Annotated in this window: 25 protein-coding genes; 13 read left to right on the top strand and 12 right to left on the bottom strand. The window is 69.4% G+C overall.

All coding sequences use genetic code 11. From position 1 onward, the window contains the following. The first annotated feature begins 1,384 nt into the window (after positions 1-1,384). Complete coding sequence (locus BM066_RS17825) at positions 1,385-2,362, top strand: sensor histidine kinase (protein ID WP_049801054.1); 978 nt, start codon at positions 1,385-1,387, stop codon at positions 2,360-2,362. A 127-nt stretch (positions 2,363-2,489) separates the two neighbouring features. Here the strand turns inward: BM066_RS17825 and BM066_RS17830 are convergent, their stop codons facing one another. From BM066_RS17830 to BM066_RS17845, 3 genes are all read right to left on the bottom strand, one after another. Beyond that, positions 2,490-3,209 (bottom strand): M48 family metallopeptidase, encoded by a 720-nt coding sequence (locus tag BM066_RS17830; protein WP_018061496.1) that lies wholly within the window; start codon positions 3,207-3,209, stop codon positions 2,490-2,492. A 254-nt stretch (positions 3,210-3,463) separates the two neighbouring features. Beyond that, positions 3,464-4,720 (bottom strand): polyhydroxyalkanoate depolymerase, encoded by a 1,257-nt coding sequence (locus BM066_RS17840; protein ID WP_018061495.1) that lies wholly within the window; start codon positions 4,718-4,720, stop codon positions 3,464-3,466. Positions 4,721-4,815: 95 nt separating this feature from the next. Further along, on the bottom strand, positions 4,816-5,412 hold the full coding sequence (locus BM066_RS17845; RefSeq protein ID WP_018061494.1) for an SCO family protein: 597 nt from the start codon (positions 5,410-5,412) through the stop codon (positions 4,816-4,818). Between the two features lie 55 nt (positions 5,413-5,467). On the opposite strand from BM066_RS17845, the gene BM066_RS17850 reads away from it, so the two are divergent. Further along, on the top strand, positions 5,468-6,877 hold the full coding sequence (locus tag BM066_RS17850; protein WP_026176466.1) for an ActS/PrrB/RegB family redox-sensitive histidine kinase: 1,410 nt from the start codon (positions 5,468-5,470) through the stop codon (positions 6,875-6,877). Positions 6,878-6,966: 89 nt separating this feature from the next. After that, a complete protein-coding gene (gene spdR / locus BM066_RS17855) occupies positions 6,967-7,524 on the top strand; it encodes a stationary phase response regulator transcription factor SpdR (RefSeq protein ID WP_018061492.1) in 558 nt (185 codons plus the stop codon). Positions 7,525-7,638: 114 nt separating this feature from the next. Here the strand turns inward: spdR and BM066_RS17860 are convergent, their stop codons facing one another. The 3 genes from BM066_RS17860 to BM066_RS17870 all read right to left on the bottom strand — a co-directional run bounded on the left by BM066_RS17860 (position 7,639) and on the right by BM066_RS17870 (position 9,466). Then, the gene (locus BM066_RS17860; protein WP_018061491.1) at positions 7,639-8,424 is read right to left on the bottom strand and encodes an SDR family oxidoreductase; all 786 of its coding nucleotides are present in this window, start codon (positions 8,422-8,424) and stop codon (positions 7,639-7,641) included. An 80-nt stretch (positions 8,425-8,504) separates the two neighbouring features. Beyond that, entirely contained in the window at positions 8,505-8,792 is a 288-nt protein-coding gene (locus BM066_RS17865) for a 4a-hydroxytetrahydrobiopterin dehydratase (RefSeq protein ID WP_018061490.1), read from the bottom strand. 32 nt (positions 8,793-8,824) lie between these two features. Beyond that, positions 8,825-9,466, bottom strand: coding sequence for an HAD-IA family hydrolase (locus BM066_RS17870; protein WP_018061489.1), 642 nt, complete (start codon positions 9,464-9,466; stop codon positions 8,825-8,827). A 154-nt stretch (positions 9,467-9,620) separates the two neighbouring features. Here BM066_RS17870 and BM066_RS17875 point away from each other — a divergent pair, with 154 nt between their 5' ends. The 3 genes from BM066_RS17875 (at position 9,621) to BM066_RS17890 (ending at position 12,967) form a co-directional block, all read left to right on the top strand. Beyond that, positions 9,621-10,010 (top strand): hypothetical protein, encoded by a 390-nt coding sequence (locus tag BM066_RS17875; protein ID WP_018061488.1) that lies wholly within the window; start codon positions 9,621-9,623, stop codon positions 10,008-10,010. Positions 10,011-10,265: 255 nt separating this feature from the next. Next, positions 10,266-12,353, top strand: coding sequence for an AsmA family protein (locus tag BM066_RS17885; RefSeq protein ID WP_369823252.1), 2,088 nt, complete (start codon positions 10,266-10,268; stop codon positions 12,351-12,353). A gap of 338 nt (positions 12,354-12,691) precedes the next feature. Then, positions 12,692-12,967 carry a YjhX family toxin gene (locus BM066_RS17890; RefSeq protein ID WP_089929770.1) on the top strand — a complete coding sequence of 92 codons (276 nt, stop codon included), beginning with the start codon at positions 12,692-12,694 and terminating at the stop codon, positions 12,965-12,967. 13 nt (positions 12,968-12,980) lie between these two features. Here BM066_RS17890 and rsmD read toward each other — a convergent pair whose 3' ends face one another. Both rsmD and BM066_RS17900 read right to left on the bottom strand, forming a co-directional pair. Then, a complete protein-coding gene (gene rsmD, locus BM066_RS17895; protein WP_089929771.1) occupies positions 12,981-13,547 on the bottom strand; it encodes a 16S rRNA (guanine(966)-N(2))-methyltransferase RsmD in 567 nt (188 codons plus the stop codon). Between the two features lie 2 nt (positions 13,548-13,549). Next, on the bottom strand, positions 13,550-14,188 hold the full coding sequence (locus tag BM066_RS17900; RefSeq protein ID WP_089929772.1) for a TMEM175 family protein: 639 nt from the start codon (positions 14,186-14,188) through the stop codon (positions 13,550-13,552). Between the two features lie 127 nt (positions 14,189-14,315). On the opposite strand from BM066_RS17900, the gene BM066_RS17905 reads away from it, so the two are divergent. Beyond that, complete coding sequence (locus BM066_RS17905) at positions 14,316-15,254, top strand: CPBP family intramembrane glutamic endopeptidase (protein WP_089929773.1); 939 nt, start codon at positions 14,316-14,318, stop codon at positions 15,252-15,254. Positions 15,255-15,258: 4 nt separating this feature from the next. Here the strand turns inward: BM066_RS17905 and BM066_RS17910 are convergent, their stop codons facing one another. Continuing rightward, positions 15,259-15,897, bottom strand: coding sequence for a lysophospholipid acyltransferase family protein (locus tag BM066_RS17910; RefSeq protein ID WP_089929774.1), 639 nt, complete (start codon positions 15,895-15,897; stop codon positions 15,259-15,261). Positions 15,898-15,899: 2 nt separating this feature from the next. Further along, positions 15,900-16,874, bottom strand: a complete 975-nt coding sequence (locus BM066_RS17915; protein ID WP_089929775.1) for a phosphatidate cytidylyltransferase — start codon at positions 16,872-16,874, stop codon at positions 15,900-15,902. 74 nt (positions 16,875-16,948) lie between these two features. Here BM066_RS17915 and BM066_RS17920 point away from each other — a divergent pair, with 74 nt between their 5' ends. Further along, on the top strand, positions 16,949-17,611 hold the full coding sequence (locus BM066_RS17920; RefSeq protein ID WP_089929776.1) for a CDP-alcohol phosphatidyltransferase family protein: 663 nt from the start codon (positions 16,949-16,951) through the stop codon (positions 17,609-17,611). Between the two features lie 41 nt (positions 17,612-17,652). On the opposite strand, the gene BM066_RS17925 is transcribed toward BM066_RS17920, so the two are convergent. Further along, positions 17,653-19,092 carry a pseudouridine synthase gene (locus BM066_RS17925; RefSeq protein WP_369823253.1) on the bottom strand — a complete coding sequence of 480 codons (1,440 nt, stop codon included), beginning with the start codon at positions 19,090-19,092 and terminating at the stop codon, positions 17,653-17,655. A gap of 131 nt (positions 19,093-19,223) precedes the next feature. Between BM066_RS17925 and BM066_RS17930 the strand changes: the two genes are divergently transcribed. Genes BM066_RS17930 through tadA form a run of 3 tightly spaced genes read left to right on the top strand, consistent with a single transcriptional unit; the run spans position 19,224 to position 20,645 of the window. Then, a complete protein-coding gene (locus BM066_RS17930) occupies positions 19,224-19,754 on the top strand; it encodes a DUF7662 domain-containing protein (protein WP_143093760.1) in 531 nt (176 codons plus the stop codon). Next, positions 19,744-20,175: a type II toxin-antitoxin system VapC family toxin gene (locus BM066_RS17935; protein WP_089929778.1), complete on the top strand. Its 432-nt coding sequence runs from the start codon at positions 19,744-19,746 to the stop codon at positions 20,173-20,175. The genes BM066_RS17930 and BM066_RS17935 overlap by 11 nt, the downstream gene beginning before the upstream one ends. Then, positions 20,172-20,645 (top strand): tRNA adenosine(34) deaminase TadA, encoded by a 474-nt coding sequence (tadA, locus tag BM066_RS17940; RefSeq protein WP_255367641.1) that lies wholly within the window; start codon positions 20,172-20,174, stop codon positions 20,643-20,645. The genes BM066_RS17935 and tadA overlap by 4 nt, the downstream gene beginning before the upstream one ends. A 4-nt stretch (positions 20,646-20,649) precedes the next feature. On the opposite strand, the gene BM066_RS17945 is transcribed toward tadA, so the two are convergent. Next, entirely contained in the window at positions 20,650-21,057 is a 408-nt protein-coding gene (locus BM066_RS17945; protein WP_089929780.1) for a hypothetical protein, read from the bottom strand. Positions 21,058-21,173: 116 nt separating this feature from the next. On the opposite strand from BM066_RS17945, the gene pseB reads away from it, so the two are divergent. Both pseB and pseC read left to right on the top strand, forming a co-directional pair. Next, the gene (gene pseB, locus BM066_RS17950; RefSeq protein ID WP_089929781.1) at positions 21,174-22,208 is read left to right on the top strand and encodes a UDP-N-acetylglucosamine 4,6-dehydratase (inverting); all 1,035 of its coding nucleotides are present in this window, start codon (positions 21,174-21,176) and stop codon (positions 22,206-22,208) included. Then, entirely contained in the window at positions 22,208-23,380 is a 1,173-nt protein-coding gene (gene pseC, locus BM066_RS17955; RefSeq protein ID WP_089929782.1) for a UDP-4-amino-4,6-dideoxy-N-acetyl-beta-L-altrosamine transaminase, read from the top strand. Before pseB ends, pseC begins: the two co-directional genes overlap by 1 nt. Positions 23,381-23,471 lie beyond the last annotated feature (91 nt).

Genomic DNA, 23,471 nt, shown 5'->3' on the forward strand with positions numbered 1-23,471 from the left:
AGTTTGGAAAAAGAATACCGTTTCGACGAAGCCCGATCGCTCCGCGCGGTCGTTATCCGGAAGCCCGCGGCGCTGAGCCCTGTTCGAGCCTCGCCGCCTTGAAGCCTCCACGGGCGGGCCAGGTCAACGAACCCTGGTCCCGGACCGCGGGCCTGTCACCGCCCGCCTGCTGATCCGCCAGCCCTCGCGCCACGCCGTTTTAGTGTTCCATGCCCGGCCGGCCCTGGAGACGCGAGGTTTGATCCAAAAGGACCGCCGACGGAGCTTCCCGCTCGATCGCCCCTCGCCGCCGCATCGGTCGCTGGCCATGCGCCCTTTCCCTGCGTCGAGGTGAGACCAGGATACGGCGGGTTTGGAAGGCGGGGACAGATTGAGGCCGAAAAAGTTTAGGATATTGAAATCGCAGAACTTTGTTGGCTATCCGTCGAGCGGACATTAACAACGACCGAGAAGGATGGAAAGCGGCCCTAACTAACGAGTGCCCCAGAAGGCGAACTTCTTGCCCCGACGCTGTGATCTGTTCTCCTTCAAGCTCTTATGGAGTTTTCATCCTTGTCCGGCCTTCGAAATATCCACGCTAGGCTCGAACAAAGCCCGCCCAAGGCAAGGCCATAGAGGCAAAGGCCCCAGGCTATAGCGTCGAAGGTCCAAATCCCAGGCCCGACACCCTGCTGTTCTTCGGTCTGCAAAATGTAGTCGATAGCTAGCGCGGCTCCAAAACCGAATAGGCATCCGCCACACGAGAGCACCACCCACCCAGTGCGGCCCAGCTTCTGCATCAAGGCCTGTGCTGGCGCCCAAAGCAAGATCAAGGCTGTGAGTGAAAAGCAACACTGAATAATCAACCACATGATTACTGAGCCCAGTCCGGCATATAGCGGAGTGGATGACAATAGCTTGAGAAATCGAAGGACACCTAGAAGAAGGGGTGGGCCCAGCGTTGCGGCTGCTGCGCAAGCGACTAGAGACTTCGCGATTTTCGGCAGGGTCATGGCGGTGAAGGTCCGTAGAGGTTGGCGCCCAGAGTGTCCGCCCGTTATCTCAGCTGGGGGTGAAAGGCGGACGGCTGCCGCCCCACAGCACCGCTCTCCAGATCATAGGCCATCTTGCAAAGGCGCGTGCAGGTCGTGTGAAGGGCACGTCTGCTTGGGGGTCGGGTCCGGAAATTGGCGACGGTGCTGACAGCGGACCTTGGAGCTTGCCGCCGACTGCGGGCGCGGGGAAGGTCAGCTCGCTGACGTCCCTATGGATGGGATGCGCCGAGGAGCACAACTTCGGCTTCGGTACCCACGCAGAGACGGATGTCGTAGAACAGTGTTCGTGATCGTGGGCGCCGTGCGCGATGCCATCTACCGTGCGAGGGCGCCACCCTGTGGAGCAGATCATGACGAAGTCCGTGTCCGCCTCGGCTCCATCGCTGTCACCACATCTGGCCGCCAGCATCTTGGACAGCCTCGTCGACGGATTCATCCTGCTCGATCGAAATCTCACGGTCCTACTGATAAACCGGGCGGCCCTGGCGATGGAGGGGCGTCAAGCCCAAGACATATTGGGCCTGTCTCACGAACAGGCCTGGCCGGAGGCCTATTTCGAACCCCTGAGAGATCTCTACCGACAAGCGATTAAGAGCGGTGAGCCCGTAACTTTGGAGCGAGAATGGCCAACACGCGACGGCGGGCTGGCCTGGATGGAACTGCGCATTCTGCCGACGGCCGAAGGATTGGTGCTGCTCTATCGCGATGTCACCAAGCGAAAGCGCGGTATCGAGCAGCTTGAACTTATGGTCCGCGAACTCAATCACAGAGTCAAAAACAACCTGGCCACGGTCCAATCTCTCGCGGCGCAGACCTTTCGGGGCGCTGAAGACCTGCCTGCGGCCCGGGCGGCTTTCATGGCGAGGTTGATGGCGCTCTCGAAGGCGCACGACGTCCTGACGCGGCAGCAATGGGAAGGCAGCCAGCTCGCGGAAATCGCGCGCGAGGTCATTCTGCCCAACATTATTGATGCTGGCCGACTGCGCTTGGCAGGTCCGAAGGTCTCGCTGCATCCTCCCCTTGCCTTGGCCCTGTCGATGGCTCTGCACGAGCTGACCACAAATGCGATGAAGTTCGGCGCATTGTCGAACGAGCGGGGCTACATCGATCTTCGATGGTCTTGTCCTGATCCGCAGACGGTCGAGATCGTGTGGCAAGAACGCGACGGCCCCACCGTCGCTCCGCCCCAGCGGCAAGGCTTTGGTGTCCGCCTTCTGCAGCGCAGCCTTGCCGCGGATCTGCGGGGTCCGGTCAATCTGGACTACAGGCCGGAGGGGCTTGTTTGCACGATTTTGGCGGCCCTGGCGCCGTCGACCTCGGGCTCGTAGGCCTCGTCGCAGGCGCCCATCGGAAAGGACCGCGGGGCTTAGGTCTCGATAGCGGACCGTATGAAGTTCCGGGCGGGGTCGGAAAGCGGAACTCGGGTTCCGACCAGGCGGCCGACATCCGCCGCCCTCACGCCGAGATCGCGTGCAGCTCCGCCGCGTGGGCCCGCAGCCAGCGCCGGTGCGGCGCGGGATCGCCGGCCAGTTGCTCGCACAGCGCCCAGAACCGCGGGCCGTGATTGGCCTCGACCAGGTGGGCGCATTCGTGGGCGACGACATAGTCGGCCACCGCGAACGGGGCCAGCACCAGCCGCCAGCTGTAGCGGATCGCCGCCGGATGGCCGGGCCGGGCCGGCCGGCACGAGCCCCAGCGGGCCTTGGGGTCGGCGATGGCCACCGAGGGCATGGGACGGCCCAGGGCGGCGGCGTGGTGGGCGGTGCGCTCGGTCAGGCGGGTCAGGGCCTCGCGCTTGGCCAGGCGCAGGATCCGCAGGCCCCAGGCGCTGTCGTCCGGGGCCATCAGCGCGTCCTCGGTCATCCTCGGCCGGCCGGGACCGACCTCCAGCCGGTAGGGCGTGCCCAGCAGCCGCAGGACTCCGCCGGGGGCGATGACCTGGCGGGTGGGCAGGGCGGCCAGCTGGCCGGCGATCCAGTCGGCCTTCTCGTGGGCGAAGGCCACGGCCTCGGACAGCCGGCGCGGGGTGGGGGCCAGGGCCACCACCTCGGACTTGGCCCGGTCGACCCGCAGCGAGATCCGCCGGGCCCTGCCGTCGACCTTCAGCCGCACCGCGCAGCCGCGCACGTCCAGCTGGTCACCGTCGGCGTAGCGCTGCGGGCGGAAGAGGTTCATGTCCTTTAGATCGCTCTTGGCCGGGAGTCGCGCAAGCTCCTGCCCCGTGGGGACAGCGTGATCGCATAGAGGTTCACCGCCAAAAACGCTGTCATCCCGGACAAGCCCGGCGAAAGCCGGGCGCCGATCCGGGATCGCCGCAGGCGCCGAGTTCACGCCCCGGTCCCGGATCTTCGCGCTGCGCGCTCGTCCGGGATGACAGCGTCTTTGGGTCATATGTGATCACCTCTCCCCACAGGAGAAGGACCTTGGCCTCAGCCCCCGAAGTTCGGGTCGCTCTTGAGGATGAAGTCGCGGACCCGGGGGTAGATCTCCTCGCGGAACCGGCGGCCGTTGAACACCCCGTAGTGGCCGACGCCCGGCTGGACGTAGTCCTCCTTCAGGGCCTCGGGCAGGGACGAGCACAGGCCGTGGGCGGCCTGGGTCTGGCCGATGCCGGAGATGTCGTCGTTCTCGCCCTCGACCGTCATCAGGCCGATGTCGGTGATCAGGTCGGGCCGCACCCGCCGCCCGCGATGGGTCAGCTCGCCCTTGGGCAGCAGGTGCTGCTGGAACACGATGTCGATGGTCTGGAGATAGAACTCCTCGGTCAGGTCCAGCACCGCCAGGTATTCGTCGTAGAATTCCAGGTGCTTTTCGGCGCTGTCGCCGTCGCCCTTCACCAGGTCCTGGAAATAGCGTCGGTGCGCGGCCTGGTGCTTCTCGGCGTTCATGCTCATGAAGCTGGCCAGCTGGACGAAGCCCGGATAGACGCGCCGGCCCATGCCCCCATAGGGCGGGGGCACGGTGTAGATCATGTTCGACTGGAACCAGGTGAACGGCTTTTCCTCGGCCAGCTGGTTGGTCACGGTCGGCGACAGGCGCGCGTCGATCGGCGAGCCCATGAAGGTCATGCTGGCCGGGCGCGAGGGATCGCCGTCCTCGGCCATCAGGGCGGCGGCGGCCAGGACCGGCGGGCCGGGCTGGCAGACGGCCACGACGTTGGGACGCGGCCCCAGGACCGTCAGCATCTGGCGGATGTTGTCGATATAGTCGTGGAAGTCGAAGCGGCCCTGCAGGACCGAGACCTCGCGGGCGTTGACCCAGTCGACGATGAACACCGCGTGGTCGGGCAGGAAGGCCTCGACCGTGCCGCGCAGCAGCGTCGCGTAGTGACCCGAGAGGGGGGCGACGATCAGGACGGCGGGATCCAGCTGGAACCGGCCGGCCCGGCGCATGTCGGCCATGTCGCGGTCGAACTGGATCAGCCGCGCCCAGGGGCTTTCCCAGACCACGGTGGGGCGCACGCGCACGTCCACCTGGCCGACCTTGACGGTGTCGATCCGCCAGTCCGGCTTGCCATAGCGGCGGGTGACGTTCGAGAATAGGTCCGCGCCCGCGTGGATCCGGCGGCCGAAATCGGTCTCGGCCGCCGGATTCAGGGGGGACCCCCAGAAGTCACGGGCCGTGCGGGCCGCGAGTCGCAGGGGCGTCGAGGCGTAGAAGCTTGCCTCATGCAGGGCGTAGAGCATGGCGCATCCAAAATGTTGCGATGCAACATAACATGCCGAGATGCAGGAAAGTACAGCCTTCCGGTAGCGGTAAAGCGTAATGGGACCGGAAGACGCTAGCGGCGGCCTTCCATCGCGTCGCGGATCTGCCGGGCGATCTCGTCGGGCGGCAGGTTGTAGGGGATCACTTTGACGAACCGGCCCTTGGGATCCATCAGATAGACCGCCGTGGAGTGGTCGACGCTGTAGTCCGGCCCGTCGCCGACGGCCTTGTAATAGACGCGGTAGGCCTTGGCGGCGGCGGCCGTCTGCTGCGGCGTGCCGGTCAGGCCCAGGATGTTCTTCGGCAGGGTGGGCCCCGACAGGAAGTCCTTCACCGCCTGCGGCGTGTCGCGACCCGGATCGACCGAGATGAAGACGATCTTCAGGTCCTTGGCCTTGGGGCCCAGCTGGTCGCTGGCGGCGGCCAGGGCCTGCAGCGTGCCGGGGCAGACGTCCGGGCAATAGGTGAAGCCGAAGAACACCGCGTTCCACTGGCCTTTCAGCGCCGCCTCGGTGGTCGGCTTGCCGTTCTGGTCGACCAGCTGGAACGGTCCGCCGACCAGGGACGGGGGCGGGGCCCTGTCCAGCACGCCCGACTTGAGGATCAGCCCGCCAGCCACCAGCAGGGCCAGGAGACCGGCCAAAATCGGAAGCAACCGATGACGCGACATGGGCTTTGAACCTTTGGCTCTCGCCAGACGGAAATTTCTGGCCTTATGGTGCGACATGGCAGACGCGTCTCTCAAGAATGCGCCGCATGGTTCGCCTCGGACGGGGCTCGATAAGCCTGACGTCGAGGCGGCGCAAGACGAGGACTGGTCCTGGGCGGGGCCAGGGCTGCGTCACGGACGCCTGAGGGTTCGCACCCTGATCGCCCAGCGCTGGCTGATGGTGATCGGCCAGACGATCGCGGTGCTGGTCGCCGGCCTGGTCCTGGACCTGAAGGTTCCCTACGCCCTGTGCTTCAGCCTGATCGCCCTGTCGGCCTGGCTGAACGTGCTGATCGGCCTGGCGTTCGGCGGTCAGCGGATGGCCCGCGAGGGCGAGGCCACGGCCCAGATCGCCTTCGACACCCTGCAGCTGGCGGGCATGCTTTATCTGACCGGCGGGATCGTCAATCCGTTCTCCCTGCTGCTGATCGCCCCCGTCACCTTGGCCGCCGCCACCCTGCCGGCCCGGTTCGCCGTGGCGATCGGGGTCCTGGCGGTGGCGGCCTGCGTGGTCCTGACCTTCTTCTACCTGCCGACGCCCTACCCGCCGTCGGCGGGGCCGGGGCCGGTGCCCGGCGGCCTGACCCTGATGACCATCGTGCTGGCGCGGGTCCTGGGGATCGCCATGACCGGGACCTACGCCTGGCAGGCGGCGACCGAATCGGCGCGGATGGAGCTGGCGCTGAACGTCACCGAGACGGTGCTGGCCCGCGAGCAGCGGCTCTCGGCCCTGGGCGCCCTGGCCGCCGCCGCCGCCCACGAGCTGGGCACGCCCCTGGCCACCATCTCGGTCGTGGCCCGCGAGATGATCCGCAACGCCCCGGACGAGCAGACCCGCGAGGACGCCGAGCTGATGATCGGCCAGGCTGCGCGCTGCCGCGAGATCCTGGCCCGCCTGACCGAGATGCCCGAGGCCAAGGACGCCGTCCACGAACGCATCAGCCTGGTGCAACTGGTCCACGAGGTGATCGAGCCGCACATGATCCACGGCATCCGGGTCGAGGCGGTGGTCAACGGCCCGCCGGGCGATTCGGCGCCCGACATCTGGCGGCGGGCCGAGATCCTCCACGCCCTGACGACCATCGTCGAGAACGCCGTCGACTTCGCCCGGGCCGAAGTCATCGTCGTGGCCCGCTTCGACGCCCGCGCGGTGGTGATCGAGGTCCGCGACGACGGGCCGGGCTTCTCGCCCGAGATCCTGGCCAAGCTGGGCGAGCCCTATGTGACGTCCCGTCCGGGGGCGGAGGGCTCGAGGACGGGCCACATCGGCATGGGCCTGGGCTTCTTCATCGCCAAGACGCTGCTGGAACGAACCGGTGCGACGGTGGATTTCAAGAACGGACGGCGCGGCGGCGCGGTGGTCGCGGCGCGCTGGCCCAGGTCGGCGCTGGAGGCGCCGGCGATCATCGGAGCGAGCGAGCTGTAAATGAATCACTTGCGACACTCGCGAATTGGGCAGCAAGATAGCTTGCTCGTGGCCTGGTTGAGTGTCGGCGTAGGGAGGCGCTGAAGTTCATGGCGGATATCGGTGAAATGGTCGCGGCTCTGCCCGACAAGTCGCTGCTGCTTCTAGACGACGACGCGCCGTTGCGGACGCGATTGGGTCGCGCCCTCGAACAGCGCGGCTTCGCGGTGACGCTGTGCGCCTCGGTCGCCGAGGCGATGAGCGCCCTGCGAAGTCAGGCGCCGGCCCACGCCGTGCTCGACATGCGCCTGGAGGACGGCACCGGCCTGAAGGTGGTCGAGGCCGTGCGGGACGTGCGGCCCGACGCCAAGGTCATCATGCTGACCGGCTACGGCAACATCGCCACCGCGGTCGCGGCGGTGAAGGCGGGGGTGATCGACTATCTCTCCAAGCCGGCCGACGCCGACGACGTGGCCCGCGCCCTGCTGGCCGCCAAGGACGCCGCCCCGGCCCCGCCGGAGAATCCGATGAGCGCCGACCGGGTCCGCTGGGAGCACATCCAGCGGGTCTACGAGATGTGCGGCCACAACGTGTCGGAGACCGCGCGGCGGCTGAACATGCACCGGCGGACCCTGCAGCGGATCCTGGCCAAGCGGGCGCCGCGCTGACCCTCTCCGGCCCTTCGGGCCACCTCCCCCAAAGGGGGAGGATCTAAGACGCCAGGATGCTCCCCCTCTGGGGGAGCTGTCGCGAAGCGACTGAGGGGGTTGCTCCGCGTTTCCTCACATCGCCGAAATGCCGCCGTCCAGTTTCAGCTCGGCGCCGGTCATGAACTTGCTCTCGTCGCTGGCCAGGTAGAGCACGGCGTTGGCGATGTCGTTCGGCTCGCCGATATGGCCCAGCGGGATCTGCCGGCCCAGCTTGGCGTGGGCCTCCTCCCTGCCCAGGCGCTGGCTCAGCGGGTCGAGGATCGGCGTGTCGATGAAGGTCGGGTGGATCGAGTTGGAGCGGATATCCAGCCCCATCTTGGCGCAGTAGAGGCCAATGTTCTTGCTCAGCAGCCAGACCCCGGCCTTGGAGGCGTTGTAGGCCGGCGAATTGTGGTTGGCGATCAGGCCGGCGATCGAGCTGATGTTGATGATCGAGCCCGGCTGGCAGGCTCGCATGTACTTGAGGGCGTGCTTGGCCCCCAGGAAGACGCTGTCGACATTGATCGACATGATCCTCTTCCAGAGGTCGAACTCCATCTGCTCCAGCGGCTTGTCGCCGGCGACCCCGGCGTTGTTGAGCAGCACCGAGATCCCGCCCATGGCCGCGTCGGCCTGTTCCAGCGCCGCGACCCACTGGTCTTCCTGGGTGACGTCCAGGGCGAAGGCGAAGGCCGTGCCCGCGCCGTGGGCGGCGTTGATCTCGTCGGCCACGGCCTGGGCCCCGGCGAAGTTGATGTCGGCCAGGCTGACCTTGGCGCCCTCCTGCGCCAGCCGCCGCGCGGCCGCCGCGCCCAGACCCTGGGCCCCGCCGGTGATGAAGGCCTTCTTGCCGGCGACCCGGCCCGTGCTCTGCGCCATTGGCGGCGTCCTCCCGATCATAATTCAAACGATAGTTTGAACTGGAACCAGGGCGGGCGGAAGGGGGAAACGAAGGGGCGTCAGGCCGCGACCGAATCCATGAACCGCGCCATCGTCACGTCCAGGTCGCTGACCCCGTCGGCGTCGTGGGTGGTCAGCACCACCTCGACCCGGTTGTAGACGTTGAACCATTCGGGATGGTGGTCCAGCTTGTCGGCCATCAGGGCCACGCGGGTCATGAAGCCGAAGGCGGCGTTGAAGTCGGCGAACCGGAAGGTCTTGCCGATCGCGTCCTTGCCGGACACGGCGGCCCAGCCTTCCAGCTGGGAAAGGGCGGCGGCGGCGCCGATCTTGGCGGGGCGGGACATGGCGGCTCCTGCGGTTCGACTTTGTCGAACCTTCAGAACGCCAAACCGGTCGCCGCCGCAAGGTCCTCCAGCGCCTGGTCCTCGGTCGTCACCTTGATGGCGGTCATGCCCAGGGCGGCCGCCGGCTTGCAGTTGACCCCCAGGTCGTCGAGATAGACGCAGGCGGCGGGCGCGACCGCCAGCTGCTCGCACATCATCGCGTAGATGCGCGGATCGGGCTTGCGGACCCCGGCCTTGGAGCTTTCGATCACCGCGTCGAACCGCGCGAGGATGTCGGCGATCGCCTGGGCCTTCTCGGCCGAGCCGGCCATGCCGGTTCCGTGCCCCGTCACGACATTGTTGGTGATGCAGCCGACCTTGAAACGCGCCTTGCACGCGTCCAGGGCCGCCACCACCCGCGGCCGCACGTCGCCCGACAGCAGCGGCAACACCTCGGCCCCGCGCAGCGGATGCCCCAGGCGCGTCGCCTCCTCCAGGAACATCGCGTCGAAGGCCGCCGCGTCGATCTCGTTACGCTCGAACAGCGCCCAGGCGTTGGCGTCGGGATCGGCGGCGTTGACCCGGCGGATGAAGTCCGCGGGCAGGCCGCGCCGGGCCTCGAACCGCCGGAACGCTTCGAACGGCGAGGTGGTGAACACCCCGCCGAAATCCCAGATCACCGCCTCGATCGCCATGCCCGCCTCAAACAACTGTTTGACCGAACGCTAGGCGGCCGGCGCCGTCCTGGCAATCGCCTGATGAATCTTCATGGCCACGCTCGCGTCGAAGGCGAAAACGGGCGAAACCGCTTCGGGGCTCTGGTTTGTTAACCTTTCTGGAGTTTTCGCCATGACCCGCCGCCTGCTTCCGTCGCTCGCGCTCGCGCTCGCCGCCCTGGCCTGGGGCGTGGGGACCGCCGCGTCGGCCCAGGCCTGGCCGGGCGAGTGCGTCGTGCGGCGGGTCACCGGCCCGGGCGGCGCCTATCGCTGGGACCGCGTCGAGTGCGAGGCCCAGGTCGGCTGGAGCGAGGTGGACCGCTGGGGCGACGGCCGCCGGCCGCTGGACGTGGTGGACGGCCCGCTGCAGGGCGACCGCTACGGCGGCTGGCGTCGGGCTCCCGGTCATCCGGGCTACGCGGGAGGACCTTACGGGGACGGTCCCTACGCGCCCTATCCGACTTACCGCGTCGCGGGTCGAGACGCGGACGGCTTCCTGGTCTGGCCAGGCAAGCTGCCGTAGCGACTCATGTTTTTGGCCCGGGGATTGCGTGGGGCGGGGCCGCACGCTTCAATCCGGGACGGGGGGACTTTCCATCATGCGCACGCCGAGCAAACCGCTCTTCAAGACCTATGAGATCGTGGCGATCGTCGCCTTCGCGCTGGCCGCGATCGGCGTCGGCAGCCTGAGGCTGGTCTACTAGACCCGACCGCCCCTTCGGGGGGCGTTTGGCCGATTTCGGGACACAAGGACCCCGTCCGCGCGTTGAGGACGGGCATGACGACGCTCGCTTCCCCTTCGCCGCCTGATCGGGCGCCCGGCCTGGCCGCACGTCTGCGCGACCTGCCGCCGCGCGCCCGCTGGGGGATGCTCGGCGCGATCCTGCTGACGGCGGCGATCGTCGTCTTCCTCGTCCTCTTCGATTGGAACTGGTTTCGCGGTCCGCTGGGCCGTTTCGCCTCGGTGCGGTTGAACCGCGAGGTGACGATCACCGGCGACCTGCGGGTCCATCCCTGGTCGCTGTCGCCCAAGGCCGAGGTCCTGGGCGTCCGCATCGCCCAGCCCGACTGGGCGGCCAAGGCCGATCCCAAGGGCTCGCCGGCCGGAACCCCCATGGCCGAGGTCGACCGCATCGCCGTGGAGATCAAGCTGCTGCCCCTGCTGAAGGGCGACGTGATCCTGCCGCTGCTGGCCATCGACCGCCCCGACATGCGCCTGCTGCGCGAGGGCTCGGGCCGCGCCAACTGGACGTTCGGCGACCCCGACGCGCCCAGGAAGCCGCTGAAGCTGCCGGCCATCCAGCACTTCATCATCAACGACGGCCGGCTGCGCTATGTGGACCAGCAGCGCGACGTCGTCTTCCTGGGCACGGTCAGCTCCAACGAGCAGGTCACCAGCGAGGGCCGCGGCCGGTTCGTGCTGGAGGGCAAGGGCCAGCTGAACCGCGCGCCGTTCACGGCCTTGGTCACCGGCGGCCCGCTGCTGAACATCTCGCCCGACCGCCCCTATCCGTTCGACGCCAAGGTCGACGCGGGCTCGACCCATGTCACGGCCAAGGGCGACATCACCAAGCCGTTCAATCTGGGCCTGTTCGAGGCCCAGCTGACCGTCTCAGGCGCCGACCTGAACCGCCTCTACGCCCTGACCGGCCTGGCCCTGCCCAACACCCCGCCCTACAGGATCAGCGGCCGCCTGACGCGCAACGGCCAGCGCTTCGACTTCAACAGGCTGAACGGCCGGGTCGGCGACAGCGACATGGCCGGCGACCTCTTCGTGCTGATGGGGCGCGAGCGGCCCTATCTGGAGGCCGACCTGCGGTCCCGGCGCCTGGATTTCGACGACCTGGGCAGCCTGGTCGGCGCGGCGCCGGCCACCGGTCGGGGCGAGACCGCCTCGGCCGGCCAGAAGGTCGAGGCCGCCCAGCGCGACGCCGCCCAGCGCCTGCTGCCCGACGCCACCCTGCAGGTCGAACGCGTCAAGGCGATGGACGCCAAGGTCAAATACCGCGCCTTGACGGTCAACGCGCCCAACCTGCCGCTGCGAAAGGTGCGGGCGGACCTGACCCTGGAGAAGGGCGTGCTGACCCTGGATCCGATCGGCTTCACCTTCTCGCGCGGCGACCTGTCCGGAAAGGTGCGGCTGGACGCCAATCCCAAGGTTCCCCGCACCGACCTAGACATGCGCCTGACCAACGCCAAGCTCGAGGACTTCATCCCGATCCGCAGCGGCGGCAAGCCGGCCATCGAGGGCGGGGTGATGGCCCGGGCCAAGCTGACCGGCTACGGAAATTCCGTGCACCGCGCCGCCTCGTCGGCCAACGGCCAGGTGACGGTGGTGTCGCCCAAGGGCGAGATGCGCCAGGCCTTCGCCGAACTGCTGGGCGTCAACGCGTCCAAGGGCCTGATCCTGCTGCTGAGCAAGGACAACCGCGAGACCAGCGTCCGCTGCGCCGTGGCCGACTTCAGCGTCAGGGACGGGATCATGACCGCCAACCGGATCGTCGCCGACACCGGCGTGGTGCTGGCCCGCGGCAAGGGGACGGTCGACCTGCGGAACGAGCGCCTGGACCTGAAGATCGACGGCGACAGCAAGAAGCCGCGCCTGGTGCGGCTGTTCATGCCGATCACCATCAGGGGGCCGCTGATGGCGCCGAAGGTCGGGCTGGAGACGGGCGGCGCGGTGGCCCAGGGCGGCGTCGCGGTCGCGCTGGGCAGCCTGCTCTCGCCCCTGGCCGCCATCCTGCCCTTCGTCACCGGCGGCGAGGCCAAGGACATCGATTGCGCCGGCCTGGTGGCCGAGGCCCGCAGCGACGGCGCCCCGGTCAAGGTGGCCCAGACCACGCCGGCCAAGGTCAAGAAGAAGTAGGGATTGGCCCTGCACGACGGCTTTCGTGCGAAGGACCCAAGCCGCGTTGCGGAAAAGACACCGGCCGGCCCGGTTCTGAGCCCCCGAACACGTCGGGGGATGACGACCGTGGGCGCTCCAGGTTAGGTTTTCCCATCCGAAACCCCGTGTGGTTCATGTCCGAGATTGTGTTCGAGGCCCGGGCCTAAGGCTCCGAACCTCCCGTTCGTAAGCTGATCAGGCCCCGCTCCGTCCGCGCGTCTCGCCCGGACGTGACTTCGTCACGTCCAGATCCTTGGGCGAGCCTCCGAAGGAGGCCCCGGCGCGCGTTCCCATGCCTCGATCCTCGGACCTTTTCCTTGAATATCTCCAAGCCGCAGCAACGCACGCTGCACGCGCTGGCGCAGGGCGCCCGCATCGAACTCCTGCGCGACGACAAGGGCCGCGTCGTCGGCGCCGACTGCATCACCGGCGAGGGCTGGCGCCTGAGCGACTGCACCCTGGCGGTCTTCAAGGCCCTCAAGCGGCGGCGCTTCATCGCCAGCACCGGCGGCGGGCCTTATCGGATCACGCGGGAGGGCGCGGCGAACCTGCGCGCACAGGCCGACAACCGGGTGACCGCCCGGGGGTGGTGAGGCGCCGGCCGACCTATCGGGGCGCGCGGAAGAAGAACACCTTCGCCGCCCCGTAGTCGCGCGCGTCGAGCCGCTCGAAGCCGGCCGGCGCCGGATCGGCCTCGTCGCGGCCGCGCTCGAACATCACGATGGCGCCGGGGGCCAGCCAGCCGCCGGCGACCAGCTGGTCCAGGGCCTTCTCGCCCAGGCCCCTGGCGTAGGGCGGGTCGAGGAAGGCGATGTCGAACGGCGCGCCGACGCTGCCGGGGCGCGGACCCAGGTCCGTGGCGTCGCGCCGGTGCACGCGCGCCTGACCGAACAGGCCGAAGGCTTCCAGGTTCTCGCGGATCGCCCCGCGCGCGGCGTCGTCGGTCTCGACGAACAGGCAGAAGTCCGCCCCGCGCGACATCGCCTCCAGGCCCAGGGCGCCGGAGCCGGCGAACAGGTCGATCGCCCGCGCCCCGTTCAGCTCCGGCGCCCAGGCGGCGTGCTCGAGGATGTTGAACACCGCCTGCCGCGCCCGGTCGGAGGTGGGGCGGGTGGTGTCGCCGGACGGGGTGACGATGGCCTTGCCGCGATACCGGCCCGAGACGATGCGCACGATCAGGCGTCCGCCGTCTGGGCGGCCGGGGCCGCGGCCTGCCTGGCCACCCGGCGATTGACCATCGACAGCCCGGCCACGACCCCGGCGATGCCCAGCCAGCCCCATGGCGTGCGGGTGATGAGGCTGATGAAGGTCAGGCTGCACATCAGTCCGGGCAGCAGGGCCACGCGCAGCAGCACGTAGATCTTCTCGATCGTCGACATCGGTTCCGACAGTCCCCCGAAGAGCGCGGCGTAGCCCCAGGCCACGGCGTGGGCCAGGCCGATGGCGGTCACCAGGCCCACATAGACCAGCGCCGCCGGCGCCGAACCGCTTTCCCAGAGCAGTTCCGTGGCCAGCGGCAGCAGGCCCAGCAGGCCCAGCATCGCCAGGTTCAGCAGGTCCAGGACGCCGTCGGCCCGGCGCAGGCGCGAATAGGTGCGGCGATGGCTGATCCAGTAGACGCCCACGACGGCGAAGCTGACGGCGTAGGCCATCAGCTTGTGCTGCATCTGGCCGAACAGGTCCGCCACCCCATGCCAGTGCTCGGGCGGGTGGATCTCGATGGCCAGCAGGGTGATGGCGATCGCGAACACCGCGTCCGAGAACAGGATCAGGCGGTGGAGATGCTGTGCTTCCTTGTGCGTGTTGTCGGTCATGCGCGCCCCGCTTCCTGCCCCGATGTGTGCCAAGCGCCGGCCATCGCGGCAAGCCGCGTTGTCGCGCCGCTTGCGTCGCGCGCGTCGAACGCCTAGCGATGAACCGGGGTCAGGATCGAAAACAGTGGTGCTAGCAGAGCTTCGACGGTCGCCGTTCCTGGACGATCTGACGCCGGGCGACCGGCGCATCGTTCCGCTGCTGCTGACCCTGCCCATCGGCGTGCTGGCGGCGCTGCTGGCGGCCGTGATCTGCGGCATCGCGGTGTTCGTGGCCTTCGCGATCGCCGGCGGCGGGGTCGAGTCGGCCGAGCGGTTGATGGCGATGATCGGCCGCGGCGAAACGCCGGCCGGCCTGACCCAGATCGCCTTCGTGATCAGCCTGCTGGCCTTCGTCAACGGCGGCATGGCCCTGGCCTTCGTGGGCGTCGCGGCCTTGCTGCACCGCCGCCGGCTGGCGTCCTATTTCACCGCCGCGTCCAGCTTCCGCTGGCGGCTGCTGCTGTTGGGCCTGGGCCTGTTCGCGGTGACGATCGGGCCGTTGCTGCTGGCCTCGGCGGCGCTGGACCCCAAGGCGCCGGGCGCGCCGCTGCTGGCGATCAGCCCGGACCTGGCCGGCCGCCTGGCCTATGCGGTCCTGGCCGTGTCCCTGCTGCTGATCGCGGCCGCCGCCGAGGAGCTGGTCTTCCGGGGCTGGCTGGTCAAGATCGTCGGCGCCTGGTTCCCCGATCCCCGCGTGGTGCTGGTCCTGAGCGGCCTGCTGTTCTCGGCGATCCACTTCGATCCCAATCTCGACGCCTTCCTGGTGCGGCTGGCCATGGGCGTGGGCCTGGCCTGGATGACCCTGCGCCTGGGCGGGATCGAGTTCGCCATCGGGGCCCACGCGGCCAACAACATCCTGATCCTGCTATTCATCCAGCCGATGGCGCTGAAGCCCGAGCCGCCGCACGCCTTCCCGCCCGAGACCCTGGTCATCGCGCCGCTGATGCTGGCCGGCTACGTGGCCCTGGCCGAGATCGTGGCGCGCTGGGCGCCGCTGCGCCGCTGGACGCGGCTGGCCGTTCTGTAGGGCTCTAGGACCAGCGCAGCGGCGGCGCCTGGTCCTTCAAGGCCAGCAATGCGGCGCGCAGCCGGGCCATGAAGGCGGCACGGTCGCCCGTCCAGTCCAGCGGCTCGCCGACCAGCACCGCGCAGTTCAGCGGCGCGGGGATCGTCTCGCCCTTGGGCAGGACGCGGCCCGCGCCCTGGATCCAGACCGGCGTCACCGGCGCTTCGGGAAAGGCCTGGGCGAGGCGCGCCACGCCGCCCTTCAGCTGGCCCAGATCGTCGCCGTCGCCGCGCGTGCCCTCGGGAAACACCACCACGATGTCGCCGGCCGCCAGGGCCGCGCGGGCGGGGGCCAGGACGTCCTCGCCGGAGCCCGCTTTCAGCCGCGCCACCGGCACGATGCCGATCACATGGCGCGAGAACCAGCCGATCACCGGGTCGCGCAGGAAATAGTCGGCCGCCGCCACCGGCCGCACCCGGGCCACGGCGCGCGACGGGAAGATCGCCAGCAGCAACAGGGTGTCGACATGGCTGGCATGGTTGGCCGCGATAATGGCCGGCCCCTTCAGCGGCAGGCGCTCGCGCCCGACGACGTCGGCCCCGGTCAGGAACAGGGCCAGGGGGCGGGCCGCCAGCACCAGCAGCAGGAAGCGCAGCCAGCCCATGGTCAGAACCTGTCGAGCGCGAACAGCGCCATCAGGTGGAAATAGAGCGGGGCGGTGAAGGTCAGGCTGTCGGCGCGGTCCAGCACCCCGCCGTGGCCGGGGATGGCGTGCGAGGTGTCCTTGACCCCGATGTCGCGCTTGACCGCGCTCATGGTCACGTCGCCGGCGAAGCCCGCCAGCGGCAGGGCGACAGCGACCACCAGCAGGCCCTGGCCCGCGAGCGGGGTGAACACCGGCCCGGCGAACCCGATCAGCAGGCCCGTCGCCAGCCAGCCGCCCAGGAAGCCCTCCCAGGTCTTGTTGGGGCTGACCGTGGGCGCGATCTTGCGTCTGCCCAGCAGCTTGCCGAACACGTACTGGGCCACGTCGTTGAACTCGGTGACCAGCAACAGGAAGAACACCAGCCCCGCCGCCCCGGCCGGCAGGCGATCGCTGGCCGGCGTGCGCATCAGGAAGGCGGCGAAGCCCAGGTTGTAGACGCAGGTCACCAGGCCCCAGTGGAAGGTGGCGGCCGTCGTGAGGAATCCGCGCGTCTGGCCCAGCATGGCCATCAGGAACGGCAGGCCCAGGAACGTCCAGACCGGGATGAACACCAGGTAGAACATGTACTTGTCGGCGGCGATGAAGCCGTAGGCGGCGACCAGGGCCAGATAGGCGGCCAGGATCGCCGGGCGGTCCTCCTTGCGGATCGGGGCCAGGGACAGGAACTCGCGCAGGGCCATGAACGAGATCAGGGCGAAGGCCAGCACGGTGGCCTGCCAGCCCAGCAGCAGGGCCCCGGCCAGCAGGGCGACCATCACCCACCAGCTGGCGATGCGCTGGCGCAGCTCGCGATAGTCCTTGTCCGGCTTGAGCGCGGTCAGCAGGGTGACGATCGCCCCGGCCACGCTCAGCAGGGCCACAACGCCGGCCAGGCCGAGCAGCAGGGCCGGCGGCTGGGCGGCGAGGAAGGCCCGAACGGTCGCGACGATGTCCATGCGGCTCCTTGCGACGCGCCCCTGGCGGTGAACCGGTTTAGCTATAGCCTAGTTCTCGTTTTGGAGGAGACGCCATGACCCAGGACCTGGACAACCGCCGCCCGCTGAAGGTCCGCGACGCCGCCCTCGCGCGCCGGATGGCGCGTCGTCTGGCGGAGGCCAAGGTCGATCCGGACGTCGTCTCGGCGGGCGGCGTCGCCTTCGCGGTCCTGGGCGGGGCGCTGATCATGGCGGCCGGGGCGCTGGACGGCTGGCTCCTGCGGGCGGCGCTGTTCGGACTGGCGGCGGCGTGCATCCAGGCGCGGCTGCTGTGCAACCTGCTGGACGGGCTGGTGGCGGTCGAGCACGGCCGGGGCGGACCGGCGGGACCGATCTGGAACGAACTGCCCGACCGCGTGGCCGATGTGCTGCTGCTGGCCGGGGCCGGCTATGGCGCGCAGTCGGCCGGGATCTATGGCGGGGCGGCCGTCGGCTGGATCGCGGCGGTGCTGGCGGTGCTGACCGCCTATGTCCGCGAGCTGGGCCGGGGCCTGGGCCAGCCGGCCGACTTCTCCGGGCCGATGGCCAAGCAGCACCGGATGGCGGCGCTGACCGTCATCTGCCTGGTCTCGATGTTCGAACCGCTCTGGCGCGGCCATGGCCAGGTGCTGCTGGGCGGGCTGGTGGTGATCGCGGCCGGCGGCCTGGTCACGGTGGTGAGGCGGACGGGGAACCTGGCGCGGGCGTTGCGCGGCTAGCCCGTGACGCTTAGCCCGCCGACGGGGACGCCAACCGCTCGCTAGCGCTTGCCGCGCGGGGCGCCCGAGCCGCCTGGACGCGAACCGCCCGGCTTGCCGCCGGAGCGTGGCGCGGCCTTGGGGCCGTCCGACCGCGCGCCGGCCGCCTTGACCGTGCTGGGCTTGCCGCCGGGACGCGCCCCGCCGGGCTTGCCGGTCTTGGCCGGACCCTCGGTCAGCGGCTTGTAGCCGTTGGCCCGCAGCGCGCCGGGCTTCGGCTTGGCGGCCGTTTTCGAAGGCCGCGCTTCCTTGCCCTGGGCGGCGCGCTTGTCGGCCGCGTTCTTCTCGGCCAGCTCCTTGTCGCGAATCCGCTTGGCGGCGGCGTCGCGGTAGGACAGCGGCTTGGGGCCGATCATCTTGCTCTCGATCGACTTCTTGGCCGGACGCACGGGGCCGCGGCCGGCGATCGCCGGCTTCTTCTTCGGCTTGGCCCAGCCCGGCTTGCGGACGAACTTTTCTTCCTCGACCGTCTCCTCGGGCGTCAGGATGGCGACCTGGGTCATCTTGCCGGCCCGGGGCACGCCCCGCCGCTGCATGTCGCCGCCGCCCGCCTGGCCGGGCGCCTTCAGCGGGTCGGCCACGCCGACGAACCGCGGCTTGTCGCCCGTCGGCATGTTCTCGGCCGGAATGATGCCTTCCAGCAGCTCGCGGATCACTCGCGGGCCGACCTCCTCGACCTGGCCCGGCAGCAGGGTCCCGAGCGCGAACGGGCCGTAGGACAGGCGGATCAGGCGGTTGACCTTCAGGCCGATCGCCTCCAGCACCTTGCGGACCTCGCGGTTCTTGCCTTCGCTGAGGGTCAGGGTGATCCAGACGTTCTTGCCGCCGCCGGCCTTTTCCTGGGCCTTGTCCAGTCGCGCCTCGATCGGGCCGTAGCGCACGCCCTCGACGGTGATGCCGTCCTTCAGCCGGTCCAGCTTGGCCTGGGTGGTGTCGCCGAAGGCGCGGGCCCGGTAGCGGCGCACCCAGGCGTTCTGCGGCATCTCCAGGGCGCGCGACAGTTCGCCGTCGTTGGTCAGCAGCAGCAGGCCCTCGGAATTGAGGTCCAGGCGCCCGACCGAAATGACGCGCGGCAGGTCGCGCGGCAAGGCCTGGAACACCGTCGGGCGGTTCTTGGGGTCGGTGTGCGAGGTCAGCAGGCCGGTCGGTTTGTGGTAGCGGAAGATCCGGGTCGGCTCGGGCTCGTCGATCATCTTGCCGTCGACGGTCAGGATGTCGCCGGGGCGGACCTTGACGGCCGGGGTGGTCAGCACGGTCCCGTTCAGGGCGACCTTGCCCGCCTCGATCAGCCGCTCGACCTCGCGTCGCGAGGCCACACCCGAACGGGCCAGCATCTTGGCGACGCGCTCGCCCTCGCCGCCTTCGCCATCCTGGACCTCATGCTCGTCGTCGTGACCGAGCAAGGCGTTGTCGTGCAGGTGGGGCTGGTATTTCTCGGTCACGGCGTCAGTCCTTCAAGGGCGGGGCGCATCTCACGATGGGCGGCTTTTCTGATGGCGCCGATCGGGCGAGGGATCAAGGTGGACGCTTTCCAAAAATAGTATATACTTCGTATATGGGGCAGAAAAATACTATGAAGCCTACGAAGTACGAACCCTTGAAGCGGCATCTCGAAGGGATGTTCCAGCACGACGAGGTCCGGCTCTCCTTCGCCGAGATTGAGCGCATCCTGGGCTTTTCCCTTCCGCCTTCGGCCCATGACGCCCAGCCTTGGTGGTCGAACACCCGCGCGGGCCACTCGCAGGCGGCCGCCTGGCTGGACGCCGGTTGGAAGACCGCCGGGCTCGATCTCGCGGCCCGCCAGGTGAGCTTCGTGAAGGCCGACGCGTCCGGCGTGGCCGAGGAAGGGGCGGTCTTTCGGCATCGGGATACGGAAGCCATCGTCCTGCCGCTCGCGGCGCTCCACACGCGCGCCCTGCGGATGATCGACGAGCACGTCGCCGAGCACGGCGGGGATCGGGCCAGCGCTTGCGTCGCCCTGCTCGACCAACTGGCCAACGACCGGCTCGCGGCGATGGTCGATTGGTTCCAGAAGGCGTCGCCGCCGCTCACCGTCGATGTCGTCGATCTGATCCGTGAAGATCGGGACAGTGATGAGCGATGAGATCGTGCTGGACGCTTCGGTGGCCGCCGACTGGCTTCTTCCGGGACCGCGTTCGGCGGTGGTGACGGCGTTCATGAGGCCGGACGATCGACGGATCGCGCCTGACCTGATCTTCGCCGAATTCACCTCGGTCGCCATCAAGCTCGTCCGGCGGAACCAGATTTCGAGGGCGATCGCCCACGAGGCCGTCGATCGACTGCCGCGATTGATCGACGAGGTCGCGCCGCTGGGCGCGCTGGCGAGGCCCGCCCACGATCTGGCGCGGGACCATGCCTTCTCCGCCTATGACGCCTTCTACCTGGCCCTGGCGTTGAAGCGCGGCGTTCCCCTGGTCACGGCCGATGCGAAGCTTGCTAGAAGGGCGGTCGAGGGCGGCTTGGCCCGCCACGTCCGCCTTATCACGCCGGAGTCCCGACCATAGCCGCCGCCCCGCTCACCGACGAAGCCGCCATGGCCCTGGCGCTGGAGGAAGCCCGCGCCGCCGCCGCGGCGGGTGAGACGCCGGTGGGGGCGGTGATCCTCGATCCGGCGACCGGCGAGATTCTCGCCCGGGCCGGCAACGGCCCGATCGGCGCGCACGACCCCACGGCCCATGCCGAGATCGCCGCCCTGCGGATCGCCGCCGCCAGGCTGCAGAACTACCGCCTGACCGACCTGACCCTGGTGGTGACTCTCGAGCCCTGCGCCATGTGCGCCGGGGCGATCAGCCACGCGCGGATCGGCCGGGTGGTGTTCGGGGCCGAGGACCCCAAGGGCGGGGCGGTGGTCCACGGCCCGAGGTTCTTCGCCCAGCCCACCTGTCACTGGCGGCCGGAGGTGACCGGCGGGGTGATGGCCCAAGAGAGCGCGGACCTGCTGCGGGGCTTCTTCCGCGAACGGCGGAAGAGGTGAGGCCCTAGTTCACCATCGCCGAACCCAGCAGCACCTTGGACCCCTTGCGGCCCAGCACCTTGTCGGCGGCGTCCTGCATCCGGGAGCCCAGATAGTTCAGGTCCGGCGCCGCGCCGCGCGGCATGCCGGCGGTGTAGGTCATCAGCACCTGGGCGAAGGCGGCGCGCAGGCGGGGTTCGGACTGCTGGGCGCGCTCCATCAGGGCCGGGTCCAGCGCCTGCACCCCGGTCTCCAGGGTCATGACGCCCCGGCGGCCGTCGCGGCGGATGGTGGTGGCGGTCAGGGGCTGCAGGGCGAAATAGGTGGCGGGCGCCTTCTTCTCCTCCTTGCCGTGACCGGCGAAGGCGGGCGGGGCGGCCAGGCTGGCGGCGGCCAGCAGCGACAGGAGGGGCAGGGCGAGGGCGCGGCGCATGGGCCCTTGTGGCACGACGGGATTGACGTCCTCTTTACGTCTGGCGGGCACAAAGGGGCGTTAACCATGACTCGTCTCGCGCGCCGAAACGGCGGTGGAGGCTCAGGAGGCTGAAATTGGGGCGCTTTTCACCGAAAACCCTCGATCTGGACGGCAAGGTCATCCTGGTGACCGGCGGCACCGGGTCGTTCGGCCGCCGATTCATCGAGACCGTCCTGCGACGTTCGGCCCCGCGGAAGGTGATCGTCTACTCCCGCGACGAATTGAAGCAGAGCGACATGCAGCTGGAGCTGCGCGAGCAGTTCGACGAGGCGACCTACGCCAAGCTTCGTTTCTTCCTGGGTGACGTGCGCGACCGCGAGCGCCTGACCCTGGCCCTGCGCGGGGTCGACATCGTGATCCACGCCGCCGCCCTCAAGCAGGTGCCGGCCGCCGAATACAACCCCTCCGAATGCATCCACACCAACGTGCTGGGCGCCGAGAACGTGGTCTGGGCCAGCCTCAACAACCACGTCAAGCAGGTGGTGGCCCTGTCGACCGACAAGGCCTGCAACCCGATCAACCTGTACGGCGCGACCAAGCTGGCCTCGGACAAGACCTTCGTGGCCGCCAACAACCTGTCGGGCGACATCGGCACCCGCTTCGCGGTGGTCCGCTACGGCAACGTCGTCGGCTCGCGCGGCAGCGTGGTGCCGCTGTACAAGCGCCTGCTGGGCCAGGGCGCGACCGAGCTGCCGGTCACCGACGCGCGGATGACGCGGTTCTGGATCACCCTGAACCAGGGGGTGGAGTTCGTGCTGTCGTCGCTGGAGATCATGCGCGGCGGCGAGATCTTCGTGCCCAAGATCCCGTCGATGACCATGCCCGACCTGGTCAAGGCCATGTCGCCGGATGTCGGCGTCAAGATCGTCGGCATCCGCCCGGGCGAGAAGCTGCACGAGATGATGATCAGCGCCGACGACGCCCGCGCCACGGTCGAGCTGGCCGACCGCTACGTGATCGAGCCGACCTTCGTGGAGTATCCGCGCAAGCCGTTCCGCGGCGAGGCCGGGACCAAGGACGTCGCCGAAGGCTTCAGCTACAGCAGCGACAGCAACGACGACTGGCTCAGCGAGGACGGCCTCAACGCCATGCTGGCCGAGAAGGCCTGATGTCGGAGGGGGCGCTCCCGTTCCTGCCCTACGGCCGTCAGACCATCGAGGACGACGACGTGGCGGCGGTGGCGGCGGCGCTGAGGGCCGATTTCCTGACCACCGGCCCGACCGTCGAGGCCTTCGAGACCGCCTTCAAGCGGAGGGTCGGGGCCGGGCACGCGATCGCCGTCGCCAACGGCACCGCCACCCTACACCTGGCCATGCTGGCCCTGGGCGTCGGCCAGGACGACGTCTGCATCGTCCCGTCGGTCACCTTCCTGGCCACCGCCAACTGCGCCCGCTATGTCGGGGCCGAGGTGGTGTTCGCCGACGTCGATCCCGCCAGCGGCCTGATGACGCCGGACACCCTGGCCGAGGCGTTGAAGCGGGCTGGAGACCGCCGTGTGCGCGCCGTGCTGCCGGTGCACCTGCGCGGCGACGTTTGCGACCTGCCGGCTCTGCGCGACCTGGCGGCCGGGGCCGGGGCGGTGCTGGTCGAGGACGCGCCCCACGCCCTGGGCTCGGTCGCCGCCTTCGACGGGACCCCGCACCCGGTCGGCGACGGGGCCTTTTCCAGTTTCGCCAGCTTCTCGTTCCATCCGGTCAAGACCCTGGCCACCGGCGAAGGCGGCATGCTGACCACCAACGACGCGGCCCTGGCGGCCCGGGCGAGATCGCTGCGCAGCCACGGCATGGTCCGTCCGGCGGGCGCGGAGCCCTGGTGGTACGAGATGCCGGAGCTGGGCTTCAACTACCGCATCCCCGACGTGCTGTGCGCCCTGGGAATCTCGCAGCTGGCCAAGCTGGACCGTTTCGTGGCCCGGCGGCGGGCCCTGACCGCGCTCTACGCCGACAAGCTGGCGGCCCTGGCCCCGACCGTGCGCCTGGCGACCAGCCCCGCCTGGTCCGACCCGGCCCTGCACCTGCTGACCGTGCTGATCGACTTCGAGGCCGCCGGAACCACCCGTCGCGCGGTGGTCGAGGCGTTGAAGGCCCACGGGGTCGGCAGCCAGGTCCACTACATCCCGGTGCACCGCCAGCCCTACTATCAGGCCCGCTACGGCGCCCTGGACCTGCCCGGCGCCGACGCCTGGTACGCCCGCTGCCTGACCCTGCCGCTGTATCCGGGGATGGAGGACGGCGACGTGGACCGGGTGGTCGAGGCGCTGGCGGGGGCGCTGGGGCTTTAGGCTCCTATCCTGTTGTCATCCCGGACAAGGCCCAAAGGGCCGCAGATCCGGGACCGCCGGAAACGCCGAGTTCACGCCCTGATCCCGGATC

It is taken from the genome of Caulobacter sp. UNC279MFTsu5.1 (assembly GCF_900114015.1).
Taxonomy (GTDB): domain Bacteria; phylum Pseudomonadota; class Alphaproteobacteria; order Caulobacterales; family Caulobacteraceae; genus Caulobacter.